A 23,966-nucleotide genomic window follows, 5' to 3' on the forward strand; every position below is an offset into this window, starting at 1 on the left:
GGGGCGAACGTACGGCCTCTATCGGCGTTCCACGGTGAACCGCGCCAGCTCTTTCTGCGGCGGGTCCCAGTCGGGCTTGAGTTCGACGGCCTTGCGGTAGTCGAAATAGGCCGCCCGGAGGTCGTCCAGGCCCTCATGCGCGAGCGCGCGATTGTAGTAGGCCTTCTCCGGCTCGCTGACGCCCAGCTCCAGCGCCCTGTTGATGTCGGCCAGGCCGTCCGAATAGCGCCGGGCGCCGACCCAGGCGGCCCCGCGGTTCACATAGGCCTCACCCAGGTCGGGCTTGGTCTCGATGGCGCGGTTGAAATCCCACTCGGCGGACGCAAACTCCCTGCGCCGCAACTTGATGACGCCACGGTTCACATAGGTGCCGGCCCGGTCTCGCAGGTCCAGAAACTCGGTCGACAGCGCCTGGGTGCAGGCCTCTTCCGAGCGGATGTCGGACAGGCCGCCGAGGGCGGCGTTCGAGCACTCGCGCGCCAGGCCTCCGCCCAGAACGGTGACGGCGGCCCGGGCCCCGCCCGCCCAAGCCAGGGCGGCGGCCGCAACGAGCGCGGCGGTCGCGGCGACGGCGACGACAGACGGCGAGCCGAGAGGGAGAACGCGTCGGGAGGTGCTGAGCATGGCCTGCTCCACAGCCTGGCTGATGACCGACAGCGTCCGCCCCTAATCCGGTTCTGTCAATTCGCGCCGCCGTCCGGGGCGCGATAGCGCCGCAGCTCGCGATGCAGGATGTAGACGCCGCTGCCCGCGACCACCACGGCGCCCGCCATGGTCAGCGGATGAGGCAACTCCCCCCAGATCACCAGCCCGAGCAGCGCGGCCCACACGAGCTGGGTGTAGTCGAACGGCGCGATCACCCCAACGGGAGCCTGCCGCAACGCCTCGGTCAGGAAGAGCTGGCCGACACCCCCGATCACCCCGGCCAGCACCAGCATGGCGAGCGTCAGGGGGTCGGGCGTCACCCAGTGGAAGAGCGAACCCACCAGACCGATCACCACGCCGCCGAGGGTGAAATAGAACACGATGGTGGCGCCGCGCTCGGTGTCCGAGATCTGGCGGATGGCGACCATCGCCCCGGCGGCGCCCAGCGCGGCCAGGATGCCCAGGGTGACGCCGGGCACGTTCATCTGGCCCGGCAGCGGCCGCGCCATGAGCAGGACACCGACGAAACCGACGCAGACGGCCGCCCAGCGGTGGCGGCCCACCTTCTCGGACAGCAGCATCGCCGACAAGGCGGTCATGAAGAGCGGCGAGGTGAACTGGAGCGCCGTCGCCTCGGTGAGGGGCAGATACTGAACGGCCGAGAACCCGCACACCATCCCGAAGAGACCGACGGTGGCCCGCGCGAAATGGCCCAGGGGCCGCCGGGTCCTGAGGACCTCGAAGCCGGTGGTGCGCCAGATGTAGAGGCCCAGCGGCAGGAAGGCGAAGAGGTTGCGGAAGAGGATGATCTCGAAGACCGGCACGCCGCGCGAGCCCGTCCACTTCACCAGCGCCGACAGCACGGCCATGCAGGCCATCGCCGCCACGCGATAGGCGATGCCCAGGACGACATTGGAGGCTGGAGGGGAGGCGGAGGGCGACACGGGCGCCCTTAGGCGGCGCGCAGGGGCCGGCGTCAACCTCCGAACGCGGCGCGGGGACCTGGCAACCTCAGCCTAGAAGGCGCGTTCGTCGCCGAAGAGCAGTGGGACGGTCCGGACCACCAGGACCAGGTCGTGACGGAACCGCCAGCGGTCGATGTAGGCGTTGTCGGCCGCGATCCGGGCCAGCAGGGCCGCATCGTCCGCGATCTCGCCGCGATGCCCCCCCACCTGAGCGGCGCCGGTCAGGCCGGGGCGGGCGCGGAACCGGCCGGCGTAGCCCGGGACACGCTCGGCCCAGGCCGCGTCATGGGCGAGCGCGTGCGGCCGAGGGCCGACGATCGACATGTCGCCCCGCAGCACGTTCAGGAGCTGGGGCAGTTCGTCCAGGCTCATCCGGCGCAGGACCGCGCCCAGAGGCGTGATCCGCGCATCGCCGCGCGCCGCCTGGACCACCGCCCGCCCGTCCTCCAGCACGCGCATCGTGCGGAACTTGAAGATCCGGAACGGCCGGCCATCGAGGCCGGTCCGCTGCTGGCGGAACAGGATCGGCCCCGGGCTCTCCATCCAGATCGCCGTGCCGATCAGCAAAAGGAGAGGAAGAAAGGTCAGGAGCGCCGTTCCGGCGACCAGGACGTCGAACAGGCGCTTCCGCCGGCTGGTGGCCACCCGTTGGAGGGTCGGCCGCCGATGCGGCGCGAGGATCTTCAACACGACCGCAGAGCTCACCCCCAAGACGCGCGCAGTCCCAGAACGCACGCACCTGAAGACGCGTGCGCATGTGAAACCGGCGCGTACGCGAGCGCCCGGACCGGTTCTCCGGCCCTGGCGCACACCGCCGCGTTTCCGGCCCTTCCTCGGCCCGACCCACCGCAAACCCCGAGCATGGCCACGAGGTTCCGCAAATGCGGCCACTTGCCGGAAAAATCGGTTCGGGAGAGGCTCGGCGCACAGAAAAGAGCCGGGGAGGATCAAGACGATGGCGCGACGCCTGGTGGACCTGTCGATCCCGATCACCAACGACATCATCTCGGACCCGGACGTGATGCGGCCCAGCATCTCGTACTCGCGCCACAAGGAGACCGTCGGGCAGATCGCCGGCTTCTTCCCCGGCCTGCAGGCGGACGACCTGCCCGACGGCGAGGGATGGGCGGTGGAGCAAGTCCGGCTCTCGACCCACAACGGCACCCACATGGACGCGCCTTGGCACTTCCACTCCACCACCGACCAGGCGGTGGCGACACGCCCGGCGCCGACGATCGACGAAGGGCCGCTGGAATATTTCCTTCAGCCCGGGGTGAAGCTGGACTTCCGCCGTTTCGAGGACGGCTATGTGGCGACCGCCGCCGACGTGGAGGCCGAGCTGGCGCGGATCGGCCATACGCTGGCGCCGCTGGACATCGTGCTGGTCAACACCGCCGCGGGCGCGGCCTATGGGGACCCCGGCTACATCCACAAGGGTTGCGGCATGGGCGAGGAGGCCACGCTCTACCTCACGGAACGGGGCGTGAAGGTGGTGGGCACCGACGCCTGGTCGTGGGACGCGCCGTTCTCGCACACGGCCCGCCGCTGGGCCGAGCGGCGCGACCCGAAGATCATCTGGGAAGGCCACAAGGCCGGGCGGCTGCGCGAATACTACCAGATCGAGAAGCTGACGAACCTGGAAGCCTTGCCACCGACCGGCTTCGTCCTGTCATGCTTCCCGGTGAAGATCGCCGGGGCCTCGGCCGGCTGGATCCGGGCTGTAGCGATCCTGGACTGACAGACTGCCCCAAAAGGCCGCCCCAGAAGGCCGCAACGCGGCGCCCTCCGATTTGGAGATCCACGGATACACACGGAGGCACACGGATGTCGCCGCCTCTGTCCGTGTGTCTCCGTGGACATGGGAAAGAGCCTCCGCTTGCGCGGAGGCTCCGGGGTCAGGCGGCGACGCGGCGCTTGGCGTTGGCTTCCAGGAGCGCCTCGGCCTGGCGCATGATGTTGGCCACCATCTCCTTGCAGGTGGGGATGTCGTGGATCAGGCCCTGGGCCTGGCCCACGGTCCAGATGCCGCCGTCGGTGTCGCCCTGGCCCAGCACGTTGGTGCGGCCACGCACGCCGGCCACCAGGTGGCGGACGTCCTCGATCGTCTTGGTGGGATCCTGCTGGATCTTCACCACCTCTTCCGAGACGGCGTTGCGCGCCACCCGGCTGGTGTTGCGCAGGGTGCGGTTGGTGAGCAGCGTGTCGCGCTCGGTGTTCTCGACGATCTTCTTCTTCACGTTCTCATGGATGGCGCACTCCTGGGTGGCCATGAAGCGGGTGCCCATGTTGACGCCCTCGGCGCCCAGGGCCAGCGCGGCGACCAGGCTGCGGCCGTCGGCCATGCCGCCCGAGGCGATGACCGGCACGTCCACCGCATCCACCGTCGCGGGCAGCAGGACGATCAGGCCGATGTCGTCCTCGCCGGGGTGCCCCGCGCATTCGAAGCCGTCGATGGAGATCACGTCCACGCCATGCTTCACCGCCGAGATGGAGTGCCGGACCGAGGTGCACTTGTGGATCACCTTCACGCCCGCCTCCTTGAAGGCCGGGAGGTGATCGACGGGCGCGCGGCCCGCCGTCTCGACGATCTTGATCCCGCTCTCGATGATCGCCTGGCGGTACTCGTCGTAGGGGATGGGGTTCAGCGACGGCAGCAGCGTCAGGTTCACGCCGAACGGCTTGTCGGTCAGGTCGCGGCAGCGCTGGATCTCCTTGTGGAGCTCCTCGGCCGACTGCGAGTGGTGGGCGGTGATGAAACCCAGCGCGCCGGCGTTGGCCACCGCGGCCACCAGCGGCGCATAGCCGACCCCGGTCATGCCCCCCATGACGAGCGGCGTCTCCACGCCGAACATTTCGGTGATACGGGTCTTGATCATGGCGTTCTTCCCCTCGGCGCCCCGGGCGCCCTCTTCGTTCCACTCGGGCGGGACGGTAGCGTCAGACGTCCCGGGCGGCCACACCCGAGCGACCGCGCCGGCCACATCCCTCACCCTGCGTCAGCGGAACCAGCGCAGCGGCCGGGTGGTCACGCGGAACTGCAAACCGTGATCCTGGAGGTCGCGGCGGCCCGCCACCTCCACGTCTTTCAGCGACTTCGCATAGGTGATGCGCGCGGACAGCGCATCCGACGGCGTCCAGGCCAGCGACGTTCCCACCGAATAGAGGGTCTTCACCGGCTGGGGCGGCGCGTCGCTGCGCATGTAGGCGCCGTCGGCGAAGGCCGAGACGGTGAAGGCGCCCCAATCGAAGGCGCGGCCGCCGGCCGGCCGGCCGAACCGGATCGCCCGCGCGACCTCCACCGACCCGACCAGCCCCTTGTCGGCCAGGACCAGGTTCTCGCGATAGCCCCGCACCGTGTACTCGCCGCCCGCCGTGAAGCGCTCGCCCGAGTAGAGGACGCTGTCGGCCCATTGGCCCGAGAGGCGCGCGCGCAACTCGACGCCATAGTCCGGAAGGCGGCGGGCGTAGTTCACCTGGACCAGCGCGGTGTGGAAGCCCTTCTTGGGCGTGGGCAGACCGGGGATGTCGGAGCGCGTGCCCTCCAACCCCTGGACGCCCGTGAGCGAGACGGCGAACACCCGGTCGACATTGCGCTCCACATAGTCGGCCACCAGGCGAAGGATCGTATATTGCGCCCGCCCGTCGACCGCGCCCGGCGCGAACGAGAACCTCTGGCCCAGGAGGAAGGTGTCGGATCGCCGCCAGGCCACCTGGGCTCCGAGGCTGACGGTCCGGGCCGAAGACCAGCGGCCCGGCTGGGCCGTGGGCAGCAACGGCGCCTCGTAGACCTTGTGCAGGATCCCGCCTTCGATGGCGCGATCGCGGGCCGAGATGTCCAGCGGCAGCAGCGGCGTATCGGTGACCGCGGCGTCGTTGTAGGACCCGCGGAACGAGAGCGTCGTCCGCGGCGTGAGGAACGGAACGGCGTAGCTGAGCGTGAAATCCTCGACACCGTCGGTGACGCCGGCCTCGCCGCTCAGCAGGTCGCCGGCGGCCAGGACGTTGCGGACCGAGCCGCCCGCCGAGAGCCGTTCGCCACCCACAGAGGGCGAACGGCTGTTGGCCGCCGTGACGTAGACGTCGAAGCGGTCGGCCGGATAGATGGCCAGGCCGAGGCTGGCCTCGCCGGGCCGGAGCCCGGGACGCAGGTCGGCGTTGACGGTCCGGATCGCCGGGTCCTCGGCCAGGAGACGGAAGTCACGCTCCAGATCGACGGCGCTGAGCGGACGGCGCCGGGCCGCAGCCATGCGATCGCGCACATAGGCGGCCGTCAGGCCCTTGGGCCGGCCCTCGACCCATTCGACCGAGATCCCGGGCGCGCCATCGGCGGGCGACGCTAGCCCCCCATAGACGAGCCGCAGGTCGAGAACCCCCGGCTCCGGCGACGGCCGCACGACGAGGCCCGAGTTGATGAAGCCCGCGCCCAGGTAGGCGCGGTTCAGCACCTGGACCAGGGCCAGGGCGCGGGCGAAGCCGCCGGGCCCGGGCAGGCCGTTGGCCGCGAACTGGCGGCGCACCCAGGCCTCGTCCAGCGCCTCGCCCGGCGTGTGGGAAAGGTGGAGGTCACCAGGTCCCGCCTCGGGACGCCAGGCCGGGGGCGGGCGGGCGGGCGGTTGGCGCGCGGGTCCGCCGGCCGACGTATCGGCGACGATCCGGACCTCGCGCAGCGGGACCAGCGCGCCGTCGGGCGCGGGGGATGCGGCGGAAACCGTCGGCCCCGGCAGGCTCCCGGACGGCTCGGCATAGGCCGGCGTCGCGGGCGGGACGGCGCCTGGGCCGGTGCGCGCCTGGGAAAGGTCGCCGGCGGGCTGCGCCCAGGCGATCGCGGGCGCGGCGCAGGCCAGCAGCGCGAGAAGTCCGCGGGACGGGCTCAAGGACAGGCCCCCGGCGCCGGCGCACGGACCGCGGGAGCACCGGCATCCGGGGTGCGGGCATCGGGCGCGCGCAGCCCCTCGGGCGCGACCTCCCGCACATAGGGACCGACCGGCCGGGTGATGAGCTGACTGACCGCGCCGGTCGAACGCGCCGCCGGACACTGGCCCCGCAGCACGCGCGAGGCGTCCAGCACCGACAGGTCGCGGCTCACCACCCCGCTGCTGATGTCGTACAGGCCGGTCTCCAACCGGAAGTCGCCGTCCACGGCCACGGTGTTCACCCGGTCGCTGGAGTTGACGAAATAGCGGCTCTGGATCGTGACGTTCGCCCCGCGCAGCTCGCCCAGCGCCAGGATGCTGCCGCCATTGGAGATGATCGCCAGCGGGTCCGAAATGGTGATCCGCCCGCCCGTGGCGCTGCCCGACGAGGTCTGGATGATCCCCGGCGCCCGCGCGCCCTCCAGCAGCAGGATGCCGGGACGCGGGATCGCGATCTCGATGTCGCCGGCCGCGCCCCCGGCGGCGTTGGTGCTGATCCGCCCGCCGTTGGAGACGGTGAGATTCTCCGCGCGGATACGGATCGTTCCGGCGTCGCCGCCGGGACCGGACAGACCCAGCGTCGTATCTCCTGAGAGGTTTTCGCTGGAGATCACCGAATCCACGCCATCGACCCGCAGCGTTCCGGTCCGGATGTCGATCAGGCCGGCCGGGTTGGGATTGAGGGAGATGGTGCTGATCGCTCCGCCGTCGCGGAGCGTGACGGTGTCGGCCACGATCTCCAGCACGCCCGAGGCGCCGGTGGCGCCGATATCGGCCGCGGAGCTGATCAGCCCGCCGTCCTCCAGCAGCACCGTCTCCGACACGAGGCGCACCCCGCCCGCATCGCCCTCGCCTCGGCTGGAGGTGGAGATGCGCGCATCGCCGCGGACGGTGACGTTCTTCGCCGCGATCTCGACCAAGCCCGCGTCTCCAGTGGAGCCCTCGAAGGCGTCCGAGGTGATCGAGGCCTCGGTGTCGAGCGCGATCTCGCCGGCAGTGACGCGGACGTTGCCGGCCGGGCCGAACGAAAAGGCGCCCGAACGGATGCTGGCCACGCTATCCAGCTTCACGCTGTCGGCCGCGACGGTGACATCGCCCGCCGCCCCCGAGACATAGGCGTCCGAGGAGATGAAGGCCTCGCCGCTCATCCGCAGCGTCCCGGCCTGGATCGTCACGGCGCCGGCGTCGCCGGCGCCCAGGCTGTCGGAGCTGATGTAGGTGAGGAAGCCGGGTTCGCCCTTCAGCTCAAGCGTCCCGGCCTGGATGGTGACGTCGCCCGCGGCGCCCGGCCCCTGGGTATCCGACGCGATGAACGTTCCCGGGCCGAGGCTCAGCGAATCGGTGCGGATGGCGACAACGCCCGCGTCGCCGCTCCCCAGCGCGTTGGAGGAGATGAACACCGGTCCCGAGAGGCTGATCGACTTGGCGTCGATCGCCACGCCGCCGGCGTTTCCGAGGCTCAGCGTGTCAGAGCTGATGTAGGTGCTGTTCTCGAAGATCGCCGAGAGCGTCAGGCGGTTCACCCGGACGACGACCGCGCCGGCGTCGCCCAGGCTGAGCGCGTCGGACGAGACGAAGGCCTCTTCGAGCGCCAGCGTGTCGGCCTCGATCAGCACCGCCCCGGCGTTCCCCGTGCCGCCCGTGGCCCGGGAGGTGACCTGAGCCCCGTCGGCCAGCAGGATCTGGCCGCCCCGCAAGGTGACGGTCCCGCCCTGGCCGAAGGCGAACGTGTCGGACGAGACCTTGGCGCTCGTATCGATCGTAAGGCTGCGGCCTTCGAGCGTCACCCCGCCGGCGGCGCCGTTGAAGTTGCTGTCCGAAGACACCTGGCCATTGCGGACGAGGAGCTCGTTGTCGGCGCGCACGAAGATGCTGCCGGCGTCACCGTCGCCGAACGTGTCGGACTGGACGATCGTGTCGTCCAGGAAGACATCGCCACCCTCGATCAGGACTGTCCCGCCATCCGCCGCGGAATAGGCGATGGAGTTCACGAAGCCGCCGCGCAGGCGCAGGGCGTCGGCGCCGCGGATCTGGATGGCGCCCGGCTGGGCCCCGGCGCCGCCCCGCGCCTCGGCCGTCACCCGCGTATCGGAGAGCAGGACGGAGCGGCCGTCGATGATGACGACGCCCGCGGCGCCATCGCCAAGGGCGTTCGACTCGATCGCCGAGCCCTCGAAGAAGATCTCGGGGCTGCGGATCGCGATCACGCCGGCGCCCCCGACATCCTCGCCGGAGACGGTGAGGAAGGTCTGGATGCCCTCGAACCCCTGCGACGCCTCGATGACGAGGCTGCCCGAATTGCTCGCTGCGCCGGGGGAGGAACCGTAGGCGCCGCCCGACAGCGAGATACGCTCGCCGATCAGCACGACGTCGCCCGGCCGGCCCCCGCCGGTAGCGGTCGAGGCGGCCACGCCGTCGATCCAATCCTGTCGGGCGGCCGTGACCCGGATGTCGCCGCCCGAGCCCGAGCCCGAGGTGGTGGCGACGAGGACGCCGCCGTCGGCCTCGAACACATCCGCCTCGATCGTGATGGTTCCGCCGTCGCCGCTCCCAAGGGCGTTGGCCGACACCGCGGGGGCGTTGCGCAGCGACACGATGCTCGCCGTCACCATGATGTCGCCTCCGGCGCCCCCGGCGCCGGAGACGGCGAAGAGGCCGCCTCCGTCGATATCGACCTCACCCGCCACGATCCGAACGTCCCCGCCGCGGCCGTCCTGCTGCGTCGACGAGCCCACGACCGAGCCCCCGCCCAGACCCAGGCGCAGGGCCGCGATCGAAATGTCGCTCCCGGGGGCGGAACCCACCGCATCGGACGTCACCGACGATCCGGACAGGCGAACACTGCCGCCCGTGATGCGGAGGTCGGCGCCAGGCGCCGTGTCGGCCCGAGCGACGACCTTGGAGTCCAGGATCTCGACCGCCCCCCGCGCCGACAACGAGAGCGGGAACGCGACGTCCACCTCGAGCACGACGTCGCCGACCGCCGTCAGGTCCAGGCCGCGCGCCGCCAGGTTGGCGTCGAAGACACCGATGTCCGACGCCGTGAACGACAGGACCGCCGTGTCGGGCGCGAAGCCCTGCCCCACGCCGTCCAGGACGATGACCTGCTCCCCGCCCACGAAGCCGAAGCTCTCGGGCGGCGCGACCGACAGGACCGAGCCATCGGGCGCCGCCACGGTGAAGCGTCCGCCGTCCGCGAAGCCGAGGTGCGAGGCCGTCGAGAAATGCGCCGCCGAGGGCACGTTCACCACCGCCGTCGGCCCGAAGACCATGCCCGCCGGGTTGATGAACCAGAACGCCGCGTTCGGCAGGGCCATGGAGTCGAGCGTGCCGTCGATGCGCGAGAACTGGCCGCCGGTCACGCGGTTGACGACATTGGCGACGCCGCCGGGATCGGCCGCTGTCCAGCGCGCCGTGACGCCGACGCCGACGTCGAAACGGCTGAAGCTGTGGAAGAGGTTGGCGCCCGCCCGCGTCCCGCCGTCGATGGTGACGATCCCGCCGGCGCCGGACACCGTGGTCCCCAGCGCAAAGGCGTTGCCCACGTCCGGCGTGATGACGGTCTGGGCGCCGACGCGCGCGGGCGCCGCCACCGAGGCGATGGTCCCGAGCGCCAGGGCCAGGACGAGGCGGGATGCGGTCGCCGCCGCTCGTGTCCGGCTCAACGCCACGCTCCCAGCAGGGTGAAAGCAGCCCAGATGCCCGGTGCGGCGTTCTCGCCGCCCCCGCCGATGAGGGCGAGCTGCGCTTCGCGGAGCGCCTGGGACTTGGACCGGCCCTCGCGATAGAGGCCATAGAAGGTCTTCATGAGTTCGGCGGTCCCGGCGTCGTTCACGGGCCAGAGCGAGGCGATGGCGCTCTTGGCGCCGGCCTGCACGGCCGCGCCGGCCAGGCCCATGCTGGCCTCGTCGTCGCCGACCGCCGTCTCGCAGGCGCTGAGCACCAGGAGGTCCAGCTCATCGCCGCGGGTGCGGTTGGCGCTGAGGATCTGGCGCAGTTCCGACAGCAGTATCACCTCGCCGTTGGCGACGATGAAGGCCCGGTCGGACCGTCCGTTGAACGAGGCGTGGGTGGCCAGGTGCAGGACATTCACCTGTTCCCGGGTCAACGCCTGGACGAGATCGGCCTTGCGGAAATTCTCGATCAGCCGGGCCCGCTCGATCCGCTGTCCGTCGGCCACGGCGGCGACCTTGGCCTCGTTGGCGGTGCCTTCCAGCTTCTCGAAGTAGCCGGCGGGAACGCGCACCTCCATCTCGAGCGAAGCCGCCAGGAGTTGCAGGCGCTCGTCCTGTCCGGCGCCGCCCGCCTGCGAATAGGCCAGGGCCGGCGCCACCGCGACCCGGCTCCTCTGGACGAGATAGCGGTTCTCGCTGTCCAGCAGCATGGCGAACGGCAGGCTGCGGAGCGCGCCGTCGGGCACCACCGCCAGCAGGGAGCCCTCGGTGAGTTCGCCTTCGATCGGTCGGATCAGCAGGTCGTAGAGCTGGCGCGAGGCCGGCCGCCAGTTCTCATCCTCTCCATAGCTCAGCGACAGGACCGCGCTCTCCACCAGCCGCGACAGGGCCTGGCGGTCGATCGCGCGGTTGGGCGGCAGGCGGCGGAAACGCGCCTCGCCGCCCGCGCCGCCGGTCACATAGAGCAGCTCCAGACGGTCGGGCAGAAGGATGGGATAGAGCAGCACCTCTCCGGCCTGGAGGGCCTCGGGCGTCAGTGGCTCACGGGCCGGGATGCACTCGCTGCCGAACACGCTCTGAAGCTCGGCCTGACGGTAGGCTTCCACGATCTGCTGGGCGTCGCGGACGCGGACCGCCTCGCGCGCGCCCACGGCGCCGGCGAGCTGCACGTCCACGGCGCTCTGGAAGATGCGGCGCATGTAGAGCGAGAAGGCCGTCTCCTCGGTCAGGGGATCGAAGCGCGGCAGAAGCGGGCGGACGGCCTCCAGCGCGTCATACGCGGCCAGGACGTGGGCCTCGCGATGGTCGGGGTCGATTTCGGCCAGCAGCAGCCGCCATTCCGGCAGGCGCGCGGGCAGGTCGCGCTGACTCTCGGCCAGGAGGGCGGCGTCCATCAGGCCGCGGGCGGGCGCGACGTCGCCGGCCAGGAAGGCGAGACGCGCCTCCAGCACCGCCGCCACCGCCTGGGCGGCCGGTCCGGCGGGCTGGGCGGCGCGGATCGCATCGATGGCGCGGACCACCTCGGGCGCGGCGGCGAGGCCACGGGCGTCGAGGGCCGCCTGGGCCAGCCGGCCCAGCACCTCCGCCCGCAGCGCGGGATCGGCCAGGCGATGCGCCGAGACCAGGCCGCTCGACGCCGCCCCCCCGGCCTGACGGCGAAAATCCGCCGCTGCGGCCGCGTCGGACTCGGCGACCGAAAGCCGCAGCCGGGCCAGGCGAAGGTCGGCCAGCGCCGCCGTCCGCTCGTCACCCGACAGGCGCGCCTGCTCGGCGGCGCACGCCAGCGACGCCGTCGAGACGCCGAGGTTGGCGTTGATCAGCAGCGCGGTGTTGCGCAGCAGGTCGCAGGGGCCGGAGTCCGCCGCCGACGTCTGCTGGCGCACTTGGTCCACGGCCGCCGCCGCCCCGCGGACGCCCCGCCGCGCGCCGCCGCGCGTGCCCGACACCGTCGAGCCCGACAGCGACACCAGGCCCAGGCGATAGGCCGCCAGCGACGCCGGCCGGTTCAGGCCCTCCGCGCTGGCCGTCTGGAATGCGCCCAGGAGGTAGGTCTGCGCCTGATACTGGCTGCCCTGGGCGCTGACGCGCATCAGTTCGCCCGCCGCCGCGCAATATTCGGAAACCGCCTGGGCCGACGGGCGTGTCCCGGCCGACCCGGACACCTCCAGAACCGGCGCGATCTCTCCATAGGGATCCTCGGCGCCGCGCTCCGCCAGGCGGGCCTCGGCCACCGCCGTCGCGCGTCGAAGCGCCTCGTCGGAAGGCCAGGCCGCCCCCGGCGCGCCCCCCGAGGGGATGCACAGGCTGTCGATCAGCGCCGCCTGGGCCGCGCCCGCCCACAGCAGGGCGACGCCGGCCGCGACCGGTGCAAGTCGCCGCCCCAGCCCGTCCGCCCCAGCCGCACACGCCATCTCGCTTCCCCCAAAGCCAGGCTGCCTAACGGCCCGCAACGGCGCCGCTTGTCAACGATACGTTGGACCGGGGGCTTGAGGATGAACCCCGCCGGACGGAATCGGGGCCCGCGCCGCGGCGGCCGAGGGTCGGAAGCCGGGAATCACGCGGCCAGGGCGGCGACGAGTCGGTCGATATCGTCGTCGGTGTTGTAGACGGACGGCGAGATTCGGATGCGGTGCTCGTAGACCGACACCCGCACGCCCCGGCTACGGAGCCGCTCGCCGTACCGGCCGGCGGCGTCGCGCGCCGCGAACGCGACGACGGGACCCGGCCCGCCGGTCGGCGTCAGGGGCCGGAAACCCAGAGGCGGCAGCTCGGCCTGGAGCCGGTCGATCAGGGGACGGCGATGGGCGGCGATATCGGCGACTCCGCGCCCCAGGATGTGGTCCAGGGACGCCTGGGCCACCGCAAGCGCGCCCCAGGCCGGGGTGCTGACCTCGAAGAGGCCTGCCGCCCCACCCGCCAGCTCATAGGCGCCCAGCGGCGGACCCGGGGGCTCGAAAGGCAGGACATGGCTGTCCTGGCGGACCACCTGCCGCCACCCGACCTCGACGCGGCGGAGCCGGTCCAGCCGGTCGGGGCGCACATAGAGGAACGCGGCGCCGAAGTCGCCCATCAGCCACTTGTAGGTCCCGCAGGCCGCGAAATCGACGCCGCTGGCCTGCAAGTCGACCGGCATGGCGCCGGCGGCCTGGATGATGTCGGCGTAGACCAGGACGCCGCGGGCGTGCGCCAGCGCGCAGAGCTCGGCGAGATCGTGCGTGAAGCCCGTGACGCCCGAGACCAGCGAGACGGCGATCAGCCGCGTCGTCGGCGTGACCGCGGCGCGGATGTCGGCGAGGTCGATGCGGCCGGCCCGCGGCGCGACGACGGTGAGCGGGGCCCCGCGCCGGGCCAGCTCGCCGTAGAGGGCCAGCGACCCGTCATAGTGGAAGGCGTCGGTCACCACCCCGGCGCCAGGGCCCAGCCCCAGGGACGCGGCCAGCATGTTCTCGCCCACCAGGGTGCTCGGGACCACGGCGACGTCGGCCGGGGCGGCGTTGATGAGGCGGGCGAACCGCTCCACGGCGCCGCGGCGGGGATTGGCGCGGGGCCCCACCGCCTGGGGATCGCGCCGACGCGCCTCGGTGTAGCGCGCCGCCGCCTCGGCGGCGACGGCGCCCACCGGATGTGTGAAGGCCGCGTCGAGGTAGACGCCCTCGATCGCGAAGCCGCCGCGACCGGCCGGCGCGGCCAGGGCGCCGGCGAGAATCCCGCGACGCGACAGGTCCACGGCGCCCTACTCCGCCACCGGCAGCCGCACCGCGCTGGGGTGGGCCGGCGTGTGGACGACGCTCTGCGTCGCCTTGCGATAGGCCTGGGGCGGGGCGTTGAAGATATCGGCGACCCAGGTCTGGGGATTGCGATCGTACACGGGAAACCAGCTCGACTGCACCTGGACCATGATCCTGTGCCCCTTGCCCACGACGTGGTCGGCCATGGGCAAGGCGAAACGGAACGCCTCCGTGCGGCCCGGCGTGAGGGGCTCGGGGCTGTCGAAGCCGCGCCGGTACCGGCCCCGGAAGATGTCCATGGCAATGGGCGCCTGGTAACCCGCCAGCGCCGGATCGTCCATCTCGTCGGGATGGACGTCGATCAGCTTGACCACGAAGTCGGCGTCGGCGCCCGTGGACGCGGCGAACAGTTCCACCTGGGCCCGGCCGAAGATGCGCAGCGGCCGGTCGAGCGGTTCGGTGACATAGGCAAGGACGTCCGGCCGCTGGGCCGCGAACCTCTGGTCCGCCACCAGCGAGGTCCTCCAACCATCGGTGCGGCTGCCGAAGAAGAACGGCCGGGCGATCACCGGAACCGGGCGGGCGGGGTCGGCGACGTAGTCGTCTCGACCTGGCTCGCCTGCCGTCGGCGGCTCCGCAGAAAGCCGGCCCCCGGCGCGGAGGTAGAGGGGGCGCGTCGCCTCCGGGATGGCTTCGGCCCGACTCCAGCCGCCCCCCATCGCATAGCTGGTGACCGCGGCCAGGCCGGCCGGCGACGCGCCGGTTTTCAGGCTGGCGTCGAGGAAGGGCTTGATGACCTCGCGCCGCGCGCGCGCCGCCGTGTCCTCTTCGAAGCGGAAGACGCCCAGCCCCGAGCCGTCGCCGAACACCCCCATGTGCGCCCAGGGCCCCAGAAGGAGATGAACGCGGCGGTCGCGGTCGAGCGCCGAGAGCGCGCGGAAGACAGCCGGCGCGCCGTACTGATCCTGCTCGTCATAGAGGCCGCCGACGAGCAGCATGGGCGTGCGGACGGGGTGCGCCGCCAGCAGCCTGTCCAGGGCCTGCCCCTGCCAGAAGGCGTCGTAGGCCGGATGCGCCACGAACCGCCGCGCCATCGGAAACTGGTCCAGGCCATAGTGGCGCATGAACGCGCCGGCCGACCCCAATTGCAGCATGCGGGCGTAGAGCTCCACCCCGCCGCCGGCCGGCGGGGCGCCCTGCCGGCCGGCCATCAGGATCGGCAGCACGGGCAGGGTGATCTGCCGGAAGGCGCCATGATGGAACCAGTCGTCGCCCATCCAGACGTCGACCATCGGGTTGACCGGGACGGCGGCCTTCAGCGCCGGATGACCGGACAGCGTCGCCATCAGCGCCGTGAAGCCTGCATAGGAGCCGCCGATCACGCCGACCCGCCCATTCGTCTCCGGCACGTTGCGTATCAGCCAGTCCAGGGTGTCGGCCGCATCGGTCGCGTGGTCGATTCCGGTGGGGTTGAGCGGGCCGGACAGCGGCCGGTTGGTGACGTAGGTCCCCTCCGAACGGTAGCGACCCCGCACGTCCTGCCAGACCCGGATGTAGCCGTCCTCCAGCAGCGCGGCGTCCAGGGGGCCGGGCGGCCGGGCCGCCGCGCCGTCGGCCCCATAGGGCGTGCGCTCCATGACCAGCGGCGCATTGCGGACGCCCGGCCTCATCACGATGACGGTGTGCAACCGCACGCCGTCGCGCATGGGGATCATCGCCTCGCGGCGGACACGCGCGACCGCCGGCGGGGGCCGGTAGTCCGTCGCGACGTCCGACGGCAGGGTGTCGACCGGCCCGGCCGCCGCCGGCAAGCCCAGTCCCAGGAGGAGGCCCGCGAGGAGCCCCAGGAAACGGGGGCGGGACCTCCGGCTCCGCCGCGACGGAGCCGGACGCATCGGGCGGAAGATCACGGGCGGCCTAGTAGCGCGCCCGGATCCCGAAGAAGTACTGCCGCCCGAAGATGTCGCCGTAGGTCCGGGTCGGGAACGACGGCATCTCGTTGGTCAGGTTGTTGACCCCGGCGCGGAACGTGTAGTTCTCCCACTCATACGACGCCGAGATCGTGTGCGTGTAGTTCGCCTTCACGATCGGAATGGGATTGGTCTCGATCGTGTCGGTGAAGGCGGCCTTCACGCTGGGAAGATAGTAGACCGAATAGAACAGGCGCAGCGGGCCCTTCGAGTAACGCAGGTCGCCACGCACGCGCCAGTCGGGCGTCGAGGTGGTCCCGTCCGTGCGGTTGCTGTCGAAGCCCGTCACCGAGGTCAGCAGGCGCGTGGTGTGCGTCGCCTCGGCCGCGATCTCCAGCGTCCCGAAATCGGCGTCGTCGAAGAAGCGGCCGATCGGGAAGCGATAGCTGAAGTTGTAGACTTCGCCACGGTACAGCACCTTGCCCGCGTTGAACGTCGTCTGCCGCGCCGCGACGATGTGGCCGAGGGCGTTACGCTGGAACGTGGCGCAGATGTCCGCCGGCTGGGGCGAGCTGTCGTAGCAGGTGGCCAGGAAGCTGGCAGGCGTGAACGCCGAAAGGCCGTCGGTCAGGTCCACCTGAATCCGGTCCGCCGTGAACGTCAGGCCCGGGATGTAGCTCGGCTGGAAGCTGAGCCCCCAGGTGACGGTCTCGGACAGCTCGTTGCGCAGGTTCGGGTTGCCGCCGCTCGTGATGGTGACCAGGCCGGTGTTCTCGGCCGGATCCTGGAAGCCCGCCAGCGGGCCATACCCCGGATTGCGGGCCCACTCGGCCTGGCAGTTGGCGAGACGTGTCGCCGGCGCCGGCCCGCCGTTGATCCGGTCGGCGTCGCAGGGGTCCGTGCCGATGGGGTTGCCGGGCGCGGCGAACGTCGGTGCGAACAGCTGGTCCAGGGTCGGAGCCCGGAAGTTGCGGCTCTTCGAGGCGCGGAAGCTCAGGCCGTAGCCCACCTCCCAGCGCCCGCCGACGCCCCACACCTCTTCCTTGCCCGCCAGCGAGTGGTCGACGAAACGGTAGGAGCCCGAGACCTCCAGGGCCTCGACGAACGGCAGGGTGAAATCGCCGCCGATGATCGGCACCAGCAGTTCGCCGGCGAACTCGTCGGTGTTGAATTCGCCGTCCCGGTTGATCGGGGCCGTACCGGTGGTGGTGAGGCCGCGCAGGTCGGCCTCGAACGGCCGGAACGCCACGCTCTCGGCGCGATGTTCGTACGAGATGCTGAACTTGGCGGGCCCGGCCGGCAGGTTGATCACGTCGCCGCTCATGATGGCGAGGAAGGCATCCTGGGTGTTCTTGTAGTTCTGCCCCTGCAGCACCGACACGTACAGGATCGCCTCCTGCGAGGCGGTCTGGGAACCGAAGGGATTCAGGGGCACGCAGCGCGGATCGTCATTGGCGGGGTTGGCGTCCGCGTTGATCGAGCAGACGATCTGGCCGGCCGCGTTGCGGGTGGCGCTCAGCGCCTGCCCGATGGTCTGCACGTTGGGCGTCCAGACCCGCTGGGTCCCCTCGGTCTCGGCCCGGCTGTACGAGAGGCTCCAGTTGAAGTTCCGGTCGGCGAACGCGAAGTCGCCGTCCAGGGCGACCAGGCCGCGGAAGGTCTCGGTGCGCGAATAGCGCTCGCGGGTCGGCAGGATGTTGTACCTGCGCGACACGAACAGGTTGCCCCCGGCGGCGAAGGCCGGGCTGGCGGCGCTCAGGAGCGCGACGTCCTGCGCCGACAGGAACGGGTTGTCGCGGTTGAACGCCACCGCGTTGCTGCCCGCCGTGCGGAAGATCTGCTGCGTGCCGTAGGGGTCGCGGCCCTCCTGGCGGCCGACGAGCAGTTCGCCCGAAACCCGGATGTTGTCCGTCAGGTCGTAGTGGCCGATCACCGTGCCGTTCCAGCGCTCGACCCCGGCCGCCAGGGTGGAGTTCTCGCGCACGTCCAGGCCCTGCCCGCCGATGGCGGTGCTGCTGGTGCCCTGGATCAGGCCGGTGTCGTACGGGATCACCTGGCCGCCGGGCGAGAACTGGAGCGCCCCGCCGTTCAGGCGCAGCAGGCCGTTCGGCAGGGACGTGTTCGTCTGGAAGATGACGCCGTCATAGTTCTGCGACCAGAAATGGCCGTTGAAGACCCAGACGGTCGGCGGGATGCCGTCCGTGGTCGACGTGTTGGCGAGGTTCGGGACGTTCCGCGGCCCCTCCGCCGTGCGGCGGCGGGCGTACTCCAGCAGCGGCCGGGTCTTGGAGTATTCCAGATCGACGGCGATGTTGCCGCGGCCCTCGGCGAAGTTCTTGCCCCAGGTGGCGCGCAGGAAGGTGCGGGGATAGTCGCCCTTCGAGCTTTCCCCGTACTGCGCGTCGAGCTCCAGGCCCTCGAAATTGTTCTTGAGGATGTAGTTCACCACCCCGGCGATGGCGTCGGAGCCGTAGACGGCCGCGCCGCCCGCCTGGACGATGTCGACCCGCTGGATCAGGCCGGTGGGGATCACGTTGGTGTCGACCGTGCGGTCGCCCAGACCCGAGGACGACGTGACCATGCGCCGGCCGTTCAGCAGGGTCAGGGTGCGTCCGGCGCCCAGGTTGAACAGGTTGGGCGAGGTGGCGCCCGAACCCGCCGGGAAGCCCGAGGTGGTCGAGATCGGGAACGAGGGAACGTTCGACGTCACCTGGTTCAGCATCTCGCCGAGGTTGACGTAGCCGCGCTCGGTGATCGCCTCATCGTCCAGGATGGTCACCGGCGCCGCCGTGGCGGTGCTGGAGCGCGGGATGCGTGAGCCGGTCACGAGGACTTCGGCGACCTCCTGGGATGCCGCGGCGCTGGCGTTTGCCCCGGCGGACGCGGCGCCGTCTCGCCCCACGTAGATCACTCCCGCGGCGGTGCGGCGCACCGACAGGCCGCTGCCGGCAAGCAGGCGCTGAAGCCCCTCGTCGGCGGTGAAGGCGCCGACCAGCGCCGGACTCGTCTTCCCGCGCACGTCGTCCTCGGCGAAGATGATCTGCTGGCGCGACGCCTGGCCGAACATCCGCAGCGCCCCGCCCAGGTTCTGCGACGGCACGTCGAAGCGGTATGTCTGTTGTTGAACCTGCGCCGCGGCCGGTCCCGCGAACACCAGAAGCGCCGCCGCGGCAGCCGAGCTGCCGAGGCCTGCCAGCTTGATCCCCATCATGTCCGAAGCCCCCTTCGTTCCGGACGATCGGCGGTTGTCGCCAAATCGTCGTATTGGGTGGTACGCACGAGCTTCAGAAAGCCGAACTTCAGGTCGGCGGCGACGTGTCCTTTCCGCCGAAAATCGTCATGCTGGCCGGGCCGCCCCGCGCCTCCAGCTCGAAGGCCGCGGCCAGCCCCTGCAGCAGCGCGGTGGTGTCGCCGGCCCGGAAGACGCCCGAGACGCGCACGTTCGCCGCCGTCTGGTCGCCCACCGCCAGCGGACGGTCGGCATAGCGGTTCATGCGCTGCACCACGACGCCCAGGGGCTCGTCCTCGAACACGAGCTGGCCCGCCTCCCACGACAGCGAGCGGACGGGGTCGGTCGGTCCCACGACGGCGGCCGCGACGACGGCGGGAGCCTGGGCCGGCGCGACCGCCGGCAGGATCAGTTCGCGCCCGGGCGCCAGGAGCTGGTCGGCCGGGACCCGCCGCGGGCCGACCGCCACGGTCCGGCGCGCGCCGCCGCCCTCGCGGTCCAGCACCATCACATGGCCCTCGTAGAGGACGACGCGGACCTGGTCGCGCAGAAGCTCGACGCTGAAGGCCGTGCCGGTGGCGACCACCATCTCGTTGGCGGCCGTGACGGAGAAGGGCCGCAACGGATCACGCGCGACGTCGAACTTGGCCCGGCCGCGCTCCAGCCACAGGCGGCGCTTCTCGCCGGTGTAGCGCACCTTCACCACGGTCGCGGCGTCGAGCGAGACCTTGGATCCGTCCGCAAGCACGACCACGCGCCGCTCGCCCACGGCTGTCTCGTAGGCGCGCGGTGTCAGCCACATCCCGAGGCCGCCTGCGCCCACAACGGCCAGAACCAGCGTCGCAGCGATCAGTCCCAGGACGCTGCGCCTCGGAATCCCGCGGCGCGTATGACGGTGGAAGCTCCGGCGGGCCGACGCCAGCGCCGCCTCGCGCAACGCCATCACCTCGGCGCTCGCGGCGTAGTGCTCGACGGCCTCCCACGAACCTATGATCTCGAACAGGGCGACCTCGTGCGCCGGATCGGCGTCGAGCCAAGCCTGGAACTCGCGCTGCTGGTCCTGCGGAACCTGGCCGTCGGCCAGCCGGGCCGCCCACAGGGCGGCGCGCTCCACCACCTCGTCCGACACCACGCTCACGACCCGCCCCCGAAGCATCCGCGCAGATGCACGCTGGCGCGGACCACGTGCTGCTCCACGGTGCGCACCGAGATGCCGAGCATGTCGGCGATCTCACGCTGTTTCATGTTCTCGAGGCGGAAGAGGACAAAGATGGTCCGCGTCCGGTCGGGCAGCTCCTGGAGCGCGCCGAGCACGGTGGACAGCGACTGCTTGGCCTGGAGCACGCGATCGGGGTCGCGCTCCTCCACCCAGGCGGAATCGTTCGAGGCCACGGCAGCCTGATAGGCCGCGCGCACCTTCTGGCGCCGGCCGCGGTCGCGCAGCAGGTTGGCGGCGATCTGGAAGACATAGGCGTCGGGCCGGGCCGCGTCGATCTCCGCGCCACGCTGGGCGACCCGCAACAGAACTTCCTGAGTCAGGTCTTCCGCCTCCGAATGGTTGCGGATCCGCCGCAGGAAGAACGCGATGAGGGCCGGCCGAAACCGTTGGCTCATCGCGCTGGCGGCCGCCTTGGCGTCGGGTTGCACGATCTGCTCCAGTTCTCAACCGGGACGCTAACGCGGGGTAGTACGCGCGGCGACCGGATTCCCACCGAAACGCCCGAACGGCGGCCGATATTTCCTTATCGACAGGACGCCTCGGGAACGGCCGTCCTCTCCCATTGATAGACGTCCACGAGTTCGCCCCGCGGCAGATAGGTGAACGAGAGCGGCTGGTCGCCCCGCGTGACTTTCACGGTGACGATCCGGGCGTGATCATGCTGCATCGCGTCGCCGAACGGGGCAGCGACGATCCTGTCCCCGTCGCGCAGGCCCGCCTTATCGGCCTCGGACCCCGCCACCAGGCCACGCACCACCTTGTCCGGCGCCGCCGCCCGCAGATCGTAGCCGGGCTCGAAGACACGCGCCTTCCGCACCACGCGGCGGAAGCAGGGGCCGTAGTCGTCGGACTCGGGCAGCACCAGCCGGCCGCTCATCATCGCCCGGTGCGTCGCGGGCCCCGCCTCGCCGAGTTCGGCGCGCAGGACGTCAAGCCACACGGCCTCGGTGACCGCCTCGCCGCTTCGGAACCGCGTCATCATGGTCCGGACGAGGTCGTCCACCGACCGCCGGCCGCCGGACGCCCGCCTGATCTTGCCGTTCAGCACCGCGAAGTAGAGCGCGCCCCGGTCGTAGGGCATCAGCCGCACGCGCGTGTCGTCCCAGAACTGGTCCAGCACCTCGGCTTCGGGCGTGTGCTTCCGGGTGTTGGCGTAGTAGCGCATCGCCGTGCGATTGACGCCCGCCAGGTACTGCTCGGTGGTGATCTGGCCGGCCCGCCAGGGCAGAAGCTCCTGATAGTAGACCGCGTTGCCCTCCGACCACCATTTGCCCAGCAGCTCGATGGCCGTCCAGGTGTGGGTCATCTCGTGGCCCAGGATCGACTTCAACGCTTCCGGATCCGTGCCCTCGCCGTAGCCCACCGCGAACGACTGGGTCATGGCCACCCCGCCGCCGGGGTTCTGCGGGTTCGAGCGGAGGATCACGCGGTAGGGCGGCTCCGCCTCGTCCCCGAAGAACCTGCTCATCCAGCCGTGGAGCCGGCCGGTCCATTGCATCAGCGGGCGAGGGTCGAACGGGGGCTCGCCGCCCCACAGGGCCGAGAAGCCGCCCTGGGCCGCCGCGGGCTCGCGGGTGAAATGGCCGGCGGCGAACATGGTGCTCGAGAGGCGTCCGGGCGGACCGGCGGGAAGCTCCAGGTCGCCGTCGCCGTAGCCGGTGACACCCACCGCGCCCGGGCCCATGTCGCTCACGTCCCAGCGGATCGCCACGCGATAGGCGGCCCCGCCCTGGGGGATGGCGACCAGCATGCGGCCGGGAGTGGAGAAGCTGGCCCCGTCGATGCGCAGGTTGACGGGCGGCCCGCTGCCGCGTGCATTGTCGATCGGCAGGCGATAGCGGGCCACCACCTCGCCGTGGACCCGGCGCGACGAGGTCCAGGGCTTGTCGCCGGCCTGGCCTGTGAGCAACGGGACCGCGCCCTCGGCGTCGGTGACCGTCATCCCCGTACGCGGCTGCGGCGACGGCATGTTGGGCGCCATGGTCGGCAGGACGAACAGCGGCTGGCCCGCCGCTACGTCCATGCCCGGCACGGTCACCGTGACGTCCACGTAGCCGCCGGCCGGGGCCATCATGGCGCCGGGCTTGATCAGCACCGTCATCAACGGCGCGGGTTGCGCCTCAGGGGCGGCGTGGGCCTCGGGCGCGGCGTGGGCCGCGCCGACGGCGAGACCTGCGGCCACCAGGACAGCCGCCGTCAGACGTCTCATCGGTCCGGCCTCGCCCCTAGGGGATGCGGATCACGCCGACCGACCCCTCGATGTCGATCTTCGTGCCGAACGGGGCCGAGTCGCGTTGAAGGTTGGCCAGGATGCGCCGGGCGTTCTCGGGATCGGCGAAGTGAGGGATGCCCCGGCGAGAGCGGTCATAGGTGTTGCCCATGTCCAGCGGATAGAGCTTCACCGTCTTGATCTTCGGCCCGTCGAACTCGGTGACCGCGACCATGCTGTCGTACCAGCTCGCCGGATTGCCCCCGGCGCGCACCGAGCGCTCCTCGGGCTTCGGCGGCGGGGCCCTGCCCGTCGCCGGGTCGGGCCAGACGCGCAGCGCCGTCTCCTGCAGCGCCTTGATCTCGCCGTTGATGAAGAAGACGCCCATTCCGTAGAGGACGACCTTGCCCTTGTAGATCTCGACACCGCGCAACGAATGGGGCCCGCCGCCCAGGATCACGTCGGCCCCGGCGTCCACCGCGTCATGGAACAGCTTGATCAGGAAATCGGGCGGCGGCGGCGTGTCGTCGTCGACCCCCGTGGTGCTCTCGTGGGCGTGGATCGTGAAGACCACCACGTCGGCGTTGTCCTTCGCCTCGCGGACCGCCTTCAGCAGGCCCGCGTGGTCGTAGAGGTCCATTTCCCACTTGAGCTGGGTCTTCGGCCCCAGGCGATAGATCTGCTCGTTGACGGTCACCTCCACCGCGTCGGGGGCCGGGGCGGGCTTGCGGGGCGAGGCGAACTCGGTGGCCATCCTCCTGACCAGGGCCATCTGGTCGGCGGTCACCATCTGGATCGGCCGCACGCGCAGCACGCTGATGCCGGTCCGCTGCTTCACCTCGCCGAACGCGTCGTTGGCGCCGGCGTTGGGCTTCACGGTCGAGGCGGTCGACACCAGGGCGACCCGGGCCTTCGGCGTGGTCAGGATGCCCGCGCGCCGCGCTTCCTGGAGGTTGCGCCCCGCGCCCGAGTGGACGATGCCCGCCTCGTCGTGCAGGCGGATCGTCTCGATCACGCCCTCCGGCCCCCAGTCGGTGGAATGGTTATTCGCCATCGAGACCATGTCGATGCCCATGGCCTTCTGGTCCTTGGCCAGCGACGCCTCGCCCCACAGCAGGCCATTGGCGTAGCCGGTGCCCTGGAAACTCTCCAGGTCCAGGATCGGGCTCTCGCGGTTGGCGATCGTCACGTCGCCCGAACGGATCAGGGAGATCACCTCCTGGAGCTTCGGGTCGGGCCGTTCGGCCATCGGGCGCGAGTAGAGCAGGTCGCCCAGGAGGACGAGCGAGAACTTCCCCTTGGGGCTGGCCGGCTTGGGCGGGTCGCGCAGGAACTCCGTGGGATCGTTGGACGGGCGCGGTGCCTGGGGTGGCGCGGCGGGCTGGGGCGGCGCGGCGGGCTGGGCCACGGCCACGCCGGCCAGGCGCGCGGCCGCGGCCGCGGCGGCGGCCAGCCGGATCGGCGTCTTGGTCAT

At 71.4% G+C, this 23,966-nt stretch carries 15 protein-coding genes; 1 reads left to right on the forward strand and 14 read right to left on the reverse strand.

Annotated features, from left to right (window positions below; translation table 11 throughout):
- Positions 1-18 precede the first annotated feature (18 nt).
- The 3 genes from WG212_RS13465 to WG212_RS13475 form a co-directional block, all read right to left on the reverse strand.
- Positions 19-624, reverse strand: coding sequence for a hypothetical protein (locus WG212_RS13465; protein ID WP_337187618.1), 606 nt, complete (start codon positions 622-624; stop codon positions 19-21).
- A gap of 56 nt (positions 625-680) precedes the next feature.
- On the reverse strand, positions 681-1,589 hold the full coding sequence (locus WG212_RS13470) for a DMT family transporter (protein ID WP_337187619.1): 909 nt from the start codon (positions 1,587-1,589) through the stop codon (positions 681-683).
- Between the two features lie 72 nt (positions 1,590-1,661).
- Complete coding sequence (locus WG212_RS13475) at positions 1,662-2,300, reverse strand: sugar transferase (protein ID WP_337187620.1); 639 nt, start codon at positions 2,298-2,300, stop codon at positions 1,662-1,664.
- A gap of 265 nt (positions 2,301-2,565) precedes the next feature.
- Between WG212_RS13475 and WG212_RS13480 the strand changes: the two genes are divergently transcribed.
- Positions 2,566-3,348, forward strand: coding sequence for a cyclase family protein (locus WG212_RS13480; protein ID WP_337187621.1), 783 nt, complete (start codon positions 2,566-2,568; stop codon positions 3,346-3,348).
- Between the two features lie 157 nt (positions 3,349-3,505).
- On the opposite strand, the gene WG212_RS13485 is transcribed toward WG212_RS13480, so the two are convergent.
- The 11 genes from WG212_RS13485 to WG212_RS13535 all read right to left on the reverse strand — a co-directional run bounded on the left by WG212_RS13485 (position 3,506) and on the right by WG212_RS13535 (position 23,966).
- A complete protein-coding gene (locus tag WG212_RS13485; protein WP_337187622.1) occupies positions 3,506-4,486 on the reverse strand; it encodes a nitronate monooxygenase family protein in 981 nt (326 codons plus the stop codon).
- Positions 4,487-4,606: 120 nt separating this feature from the next.
- Positions 4,607-6,484 carry a ShlB/FhaC/HecB family hemolysin secretion/activation protein gene (locus tag WG212_RS13490; protein WP_337187623.1) on the reverse strand — a complete coding sequence of 626 codons (1,878 nt, stop codon included), beginning with the start codon at positions 6,482-6,484 and terminating at the stop codon, positions 4,607-4,609.
- Positions 6,481-10,188, reverse strand: a complete 3,708-nt coding sequence (locus WG212_RS13495) for a filamentous hemagglutinin N-terminal domain-containing protein (protein WP_337187624.1) — start codon at positions 10,186-10,188, stop codon at positions 6,481-6,483. Before WG212_RS13495 ends, WG212_RS13490 begins: the two co-directional genes overlap by 4 nt.
- On the reverse strand, positions 10,185-12,608 hold the full coding sequence (locus tag WG212_RS13500) for a CHAT domain-containing protein (protein ID WP_337187625.1): 2,424 nt from the start codon (positions 12,606-12,608) through the stop codon (positions 10,185-10,187). Before WG212_RS13500 ends, WG212_RS13495 begins: the two co-directional genes overlap by 4 nt.
- Before the next feature lie 143 nt (positions 12,609-12,751).
- A complete protein-coding gene (locus WG212_RS13505) occupies positions 12,752-13,924 on the reverse strand; it encodes an aminotransferase class V-fold PLP-dependent enzyme (protein WP_337187626.1) in 1,173 nt (390 codons plus the stop codon).
- A 6-nt stretch (positions 13,925-13,930) separates the two neighbouring features.
- The gene (locus WG212_RS13510) at positions 13,931-15,736 is read right to left on the reverse strand and encodes a CocE/NonD family hydrolase (protein ID WP_337187627.1); all 1,806 of its coding nucleotides are present in this window, start codon (positions 15,734-15,736) and stop codon (positions 13,931-13,933) included.
- A gap of 106 nt (positions 15,737-15,842) precedes the next feature.
- Entirely contained in the window at positions 15,843-19,046 is a 3,204-nt protein-coding gene (locus tag WG212_RS13515) for a TonB-dependent receptor (protein WP_337187628.1), read from the reverse strand.
- An 88-nt stretch (positions 19,047-19,134) separates the two neighbouring features.
- Complete coding sequence (locus WG212_RS13520; protein ID WP_337187629.1) at positions 19,135-20,202, reverse strand: FecR domain-containing protein; 1,068 nt, start codon at positions 20,200-20,202, stop codon at positions 19,135-19,137.
- Positions 20,199-20,711, reverse strand: coding sequence for a sigma-70 family RNA polymerase sigma factor (locus WG212_RS13525; RefSeq protein ID WP_337187630.1), 513 nt, complete (start codon positions 20,709-20,711; stop codon positions 20,199-20,201). Before WG212_RS13525 ends, WG212_RS13520 begins: the two co-directional genes overlap by 4 nt.
- 95 nt (positions 20,712-20,806) lie before the next feature.
- Positions 20,807-22,492 carry a hypothetical protein gene (locus WG212_RS13530; RefSeq protein ID WP_337187631.1) on the reverse strand — a complete coding sequence of 562 codons (1,686 nt, stop codon included), beginning with the start codon at positions 22,490-22,492 and terminating at the stop codon, positions 20,807-20,809.
- Between the two features lie 16 nt (positions 22,493-22,508).
- Positions 22,509-23,966, reverse strand: a complete 1,458-nt coding sequence (locus WG212_RS13535) for a CapA family protein (protein WP_337187632.1) — start codon at positions 23,964-23,966, stop codon at positions 22,509-22,511.

The sequence above is a fragment of the Phenylobacterium sp. genome, from assembly GCF_037189685.1.
Lineage (GTDB): Bacteria > Pseudomonadota > Alphaproteobacteria > Caulobacterales > Caulobacteraceae > Phenylobacterium.

What these genes read in the sequence shown, in the direction of transcription:
- WG212_RS13465 (WP_337187618.1), bottom strand. Translation starts at nt 624, where the DNA reads ATGCTCAGCACCTCCCGACGCGTTCTCCCTCTCGGCTCGCCGTCTGTC.
- WG212_RS13480 (WP_337187621.1), top strand. Translation starts at nt 2,566, where the DNA reads ATGGCGCGACGCCTGGTGGACCTGTCGATCCCGATCACCAACGACATC.
- WG212_RS13485 (WP_337187622.1), bottom strand. Translation starts at nt 4,486, where the DNA reads ATGATCAAGACCCGTATCACCGAAATGTTCGGCGTGGAGACGCCGCTC.
- WG212_RS13500 (WP_337187625.1), bottom strand. Translation starts at nt 12,608, where the DNA reads ATGGCGTGTGCGGCTGGGGCGGACGGGCTGGGGCGGCGACTTGCACCG.
- WG212_RS13515 (WP_337187628.1), bottom strand. Translation starts at nt 19,046, where the DNA reads ATGATGGGGATCAAGCTGGCAGGCCTCGGCAGCTCGGCTGCCGCGGCG.
- WG212_RS13530 (WP_337187631.1), bottom strand. Translation starts at nt 22,492, where the DNA reads ATGAGACGTCTGACGGCGGCTGTCCTGGTGGCCGCAGGTCTCGCCGTC.
- WG212_RS13535 (WP_337187632.1), bottom strand. Translation starts at nt 23,966, where the DNA reads ATGACCAAGACGCCGATCCGGCTGGCCGCCGCCGCGGCCGCGGCCGCG.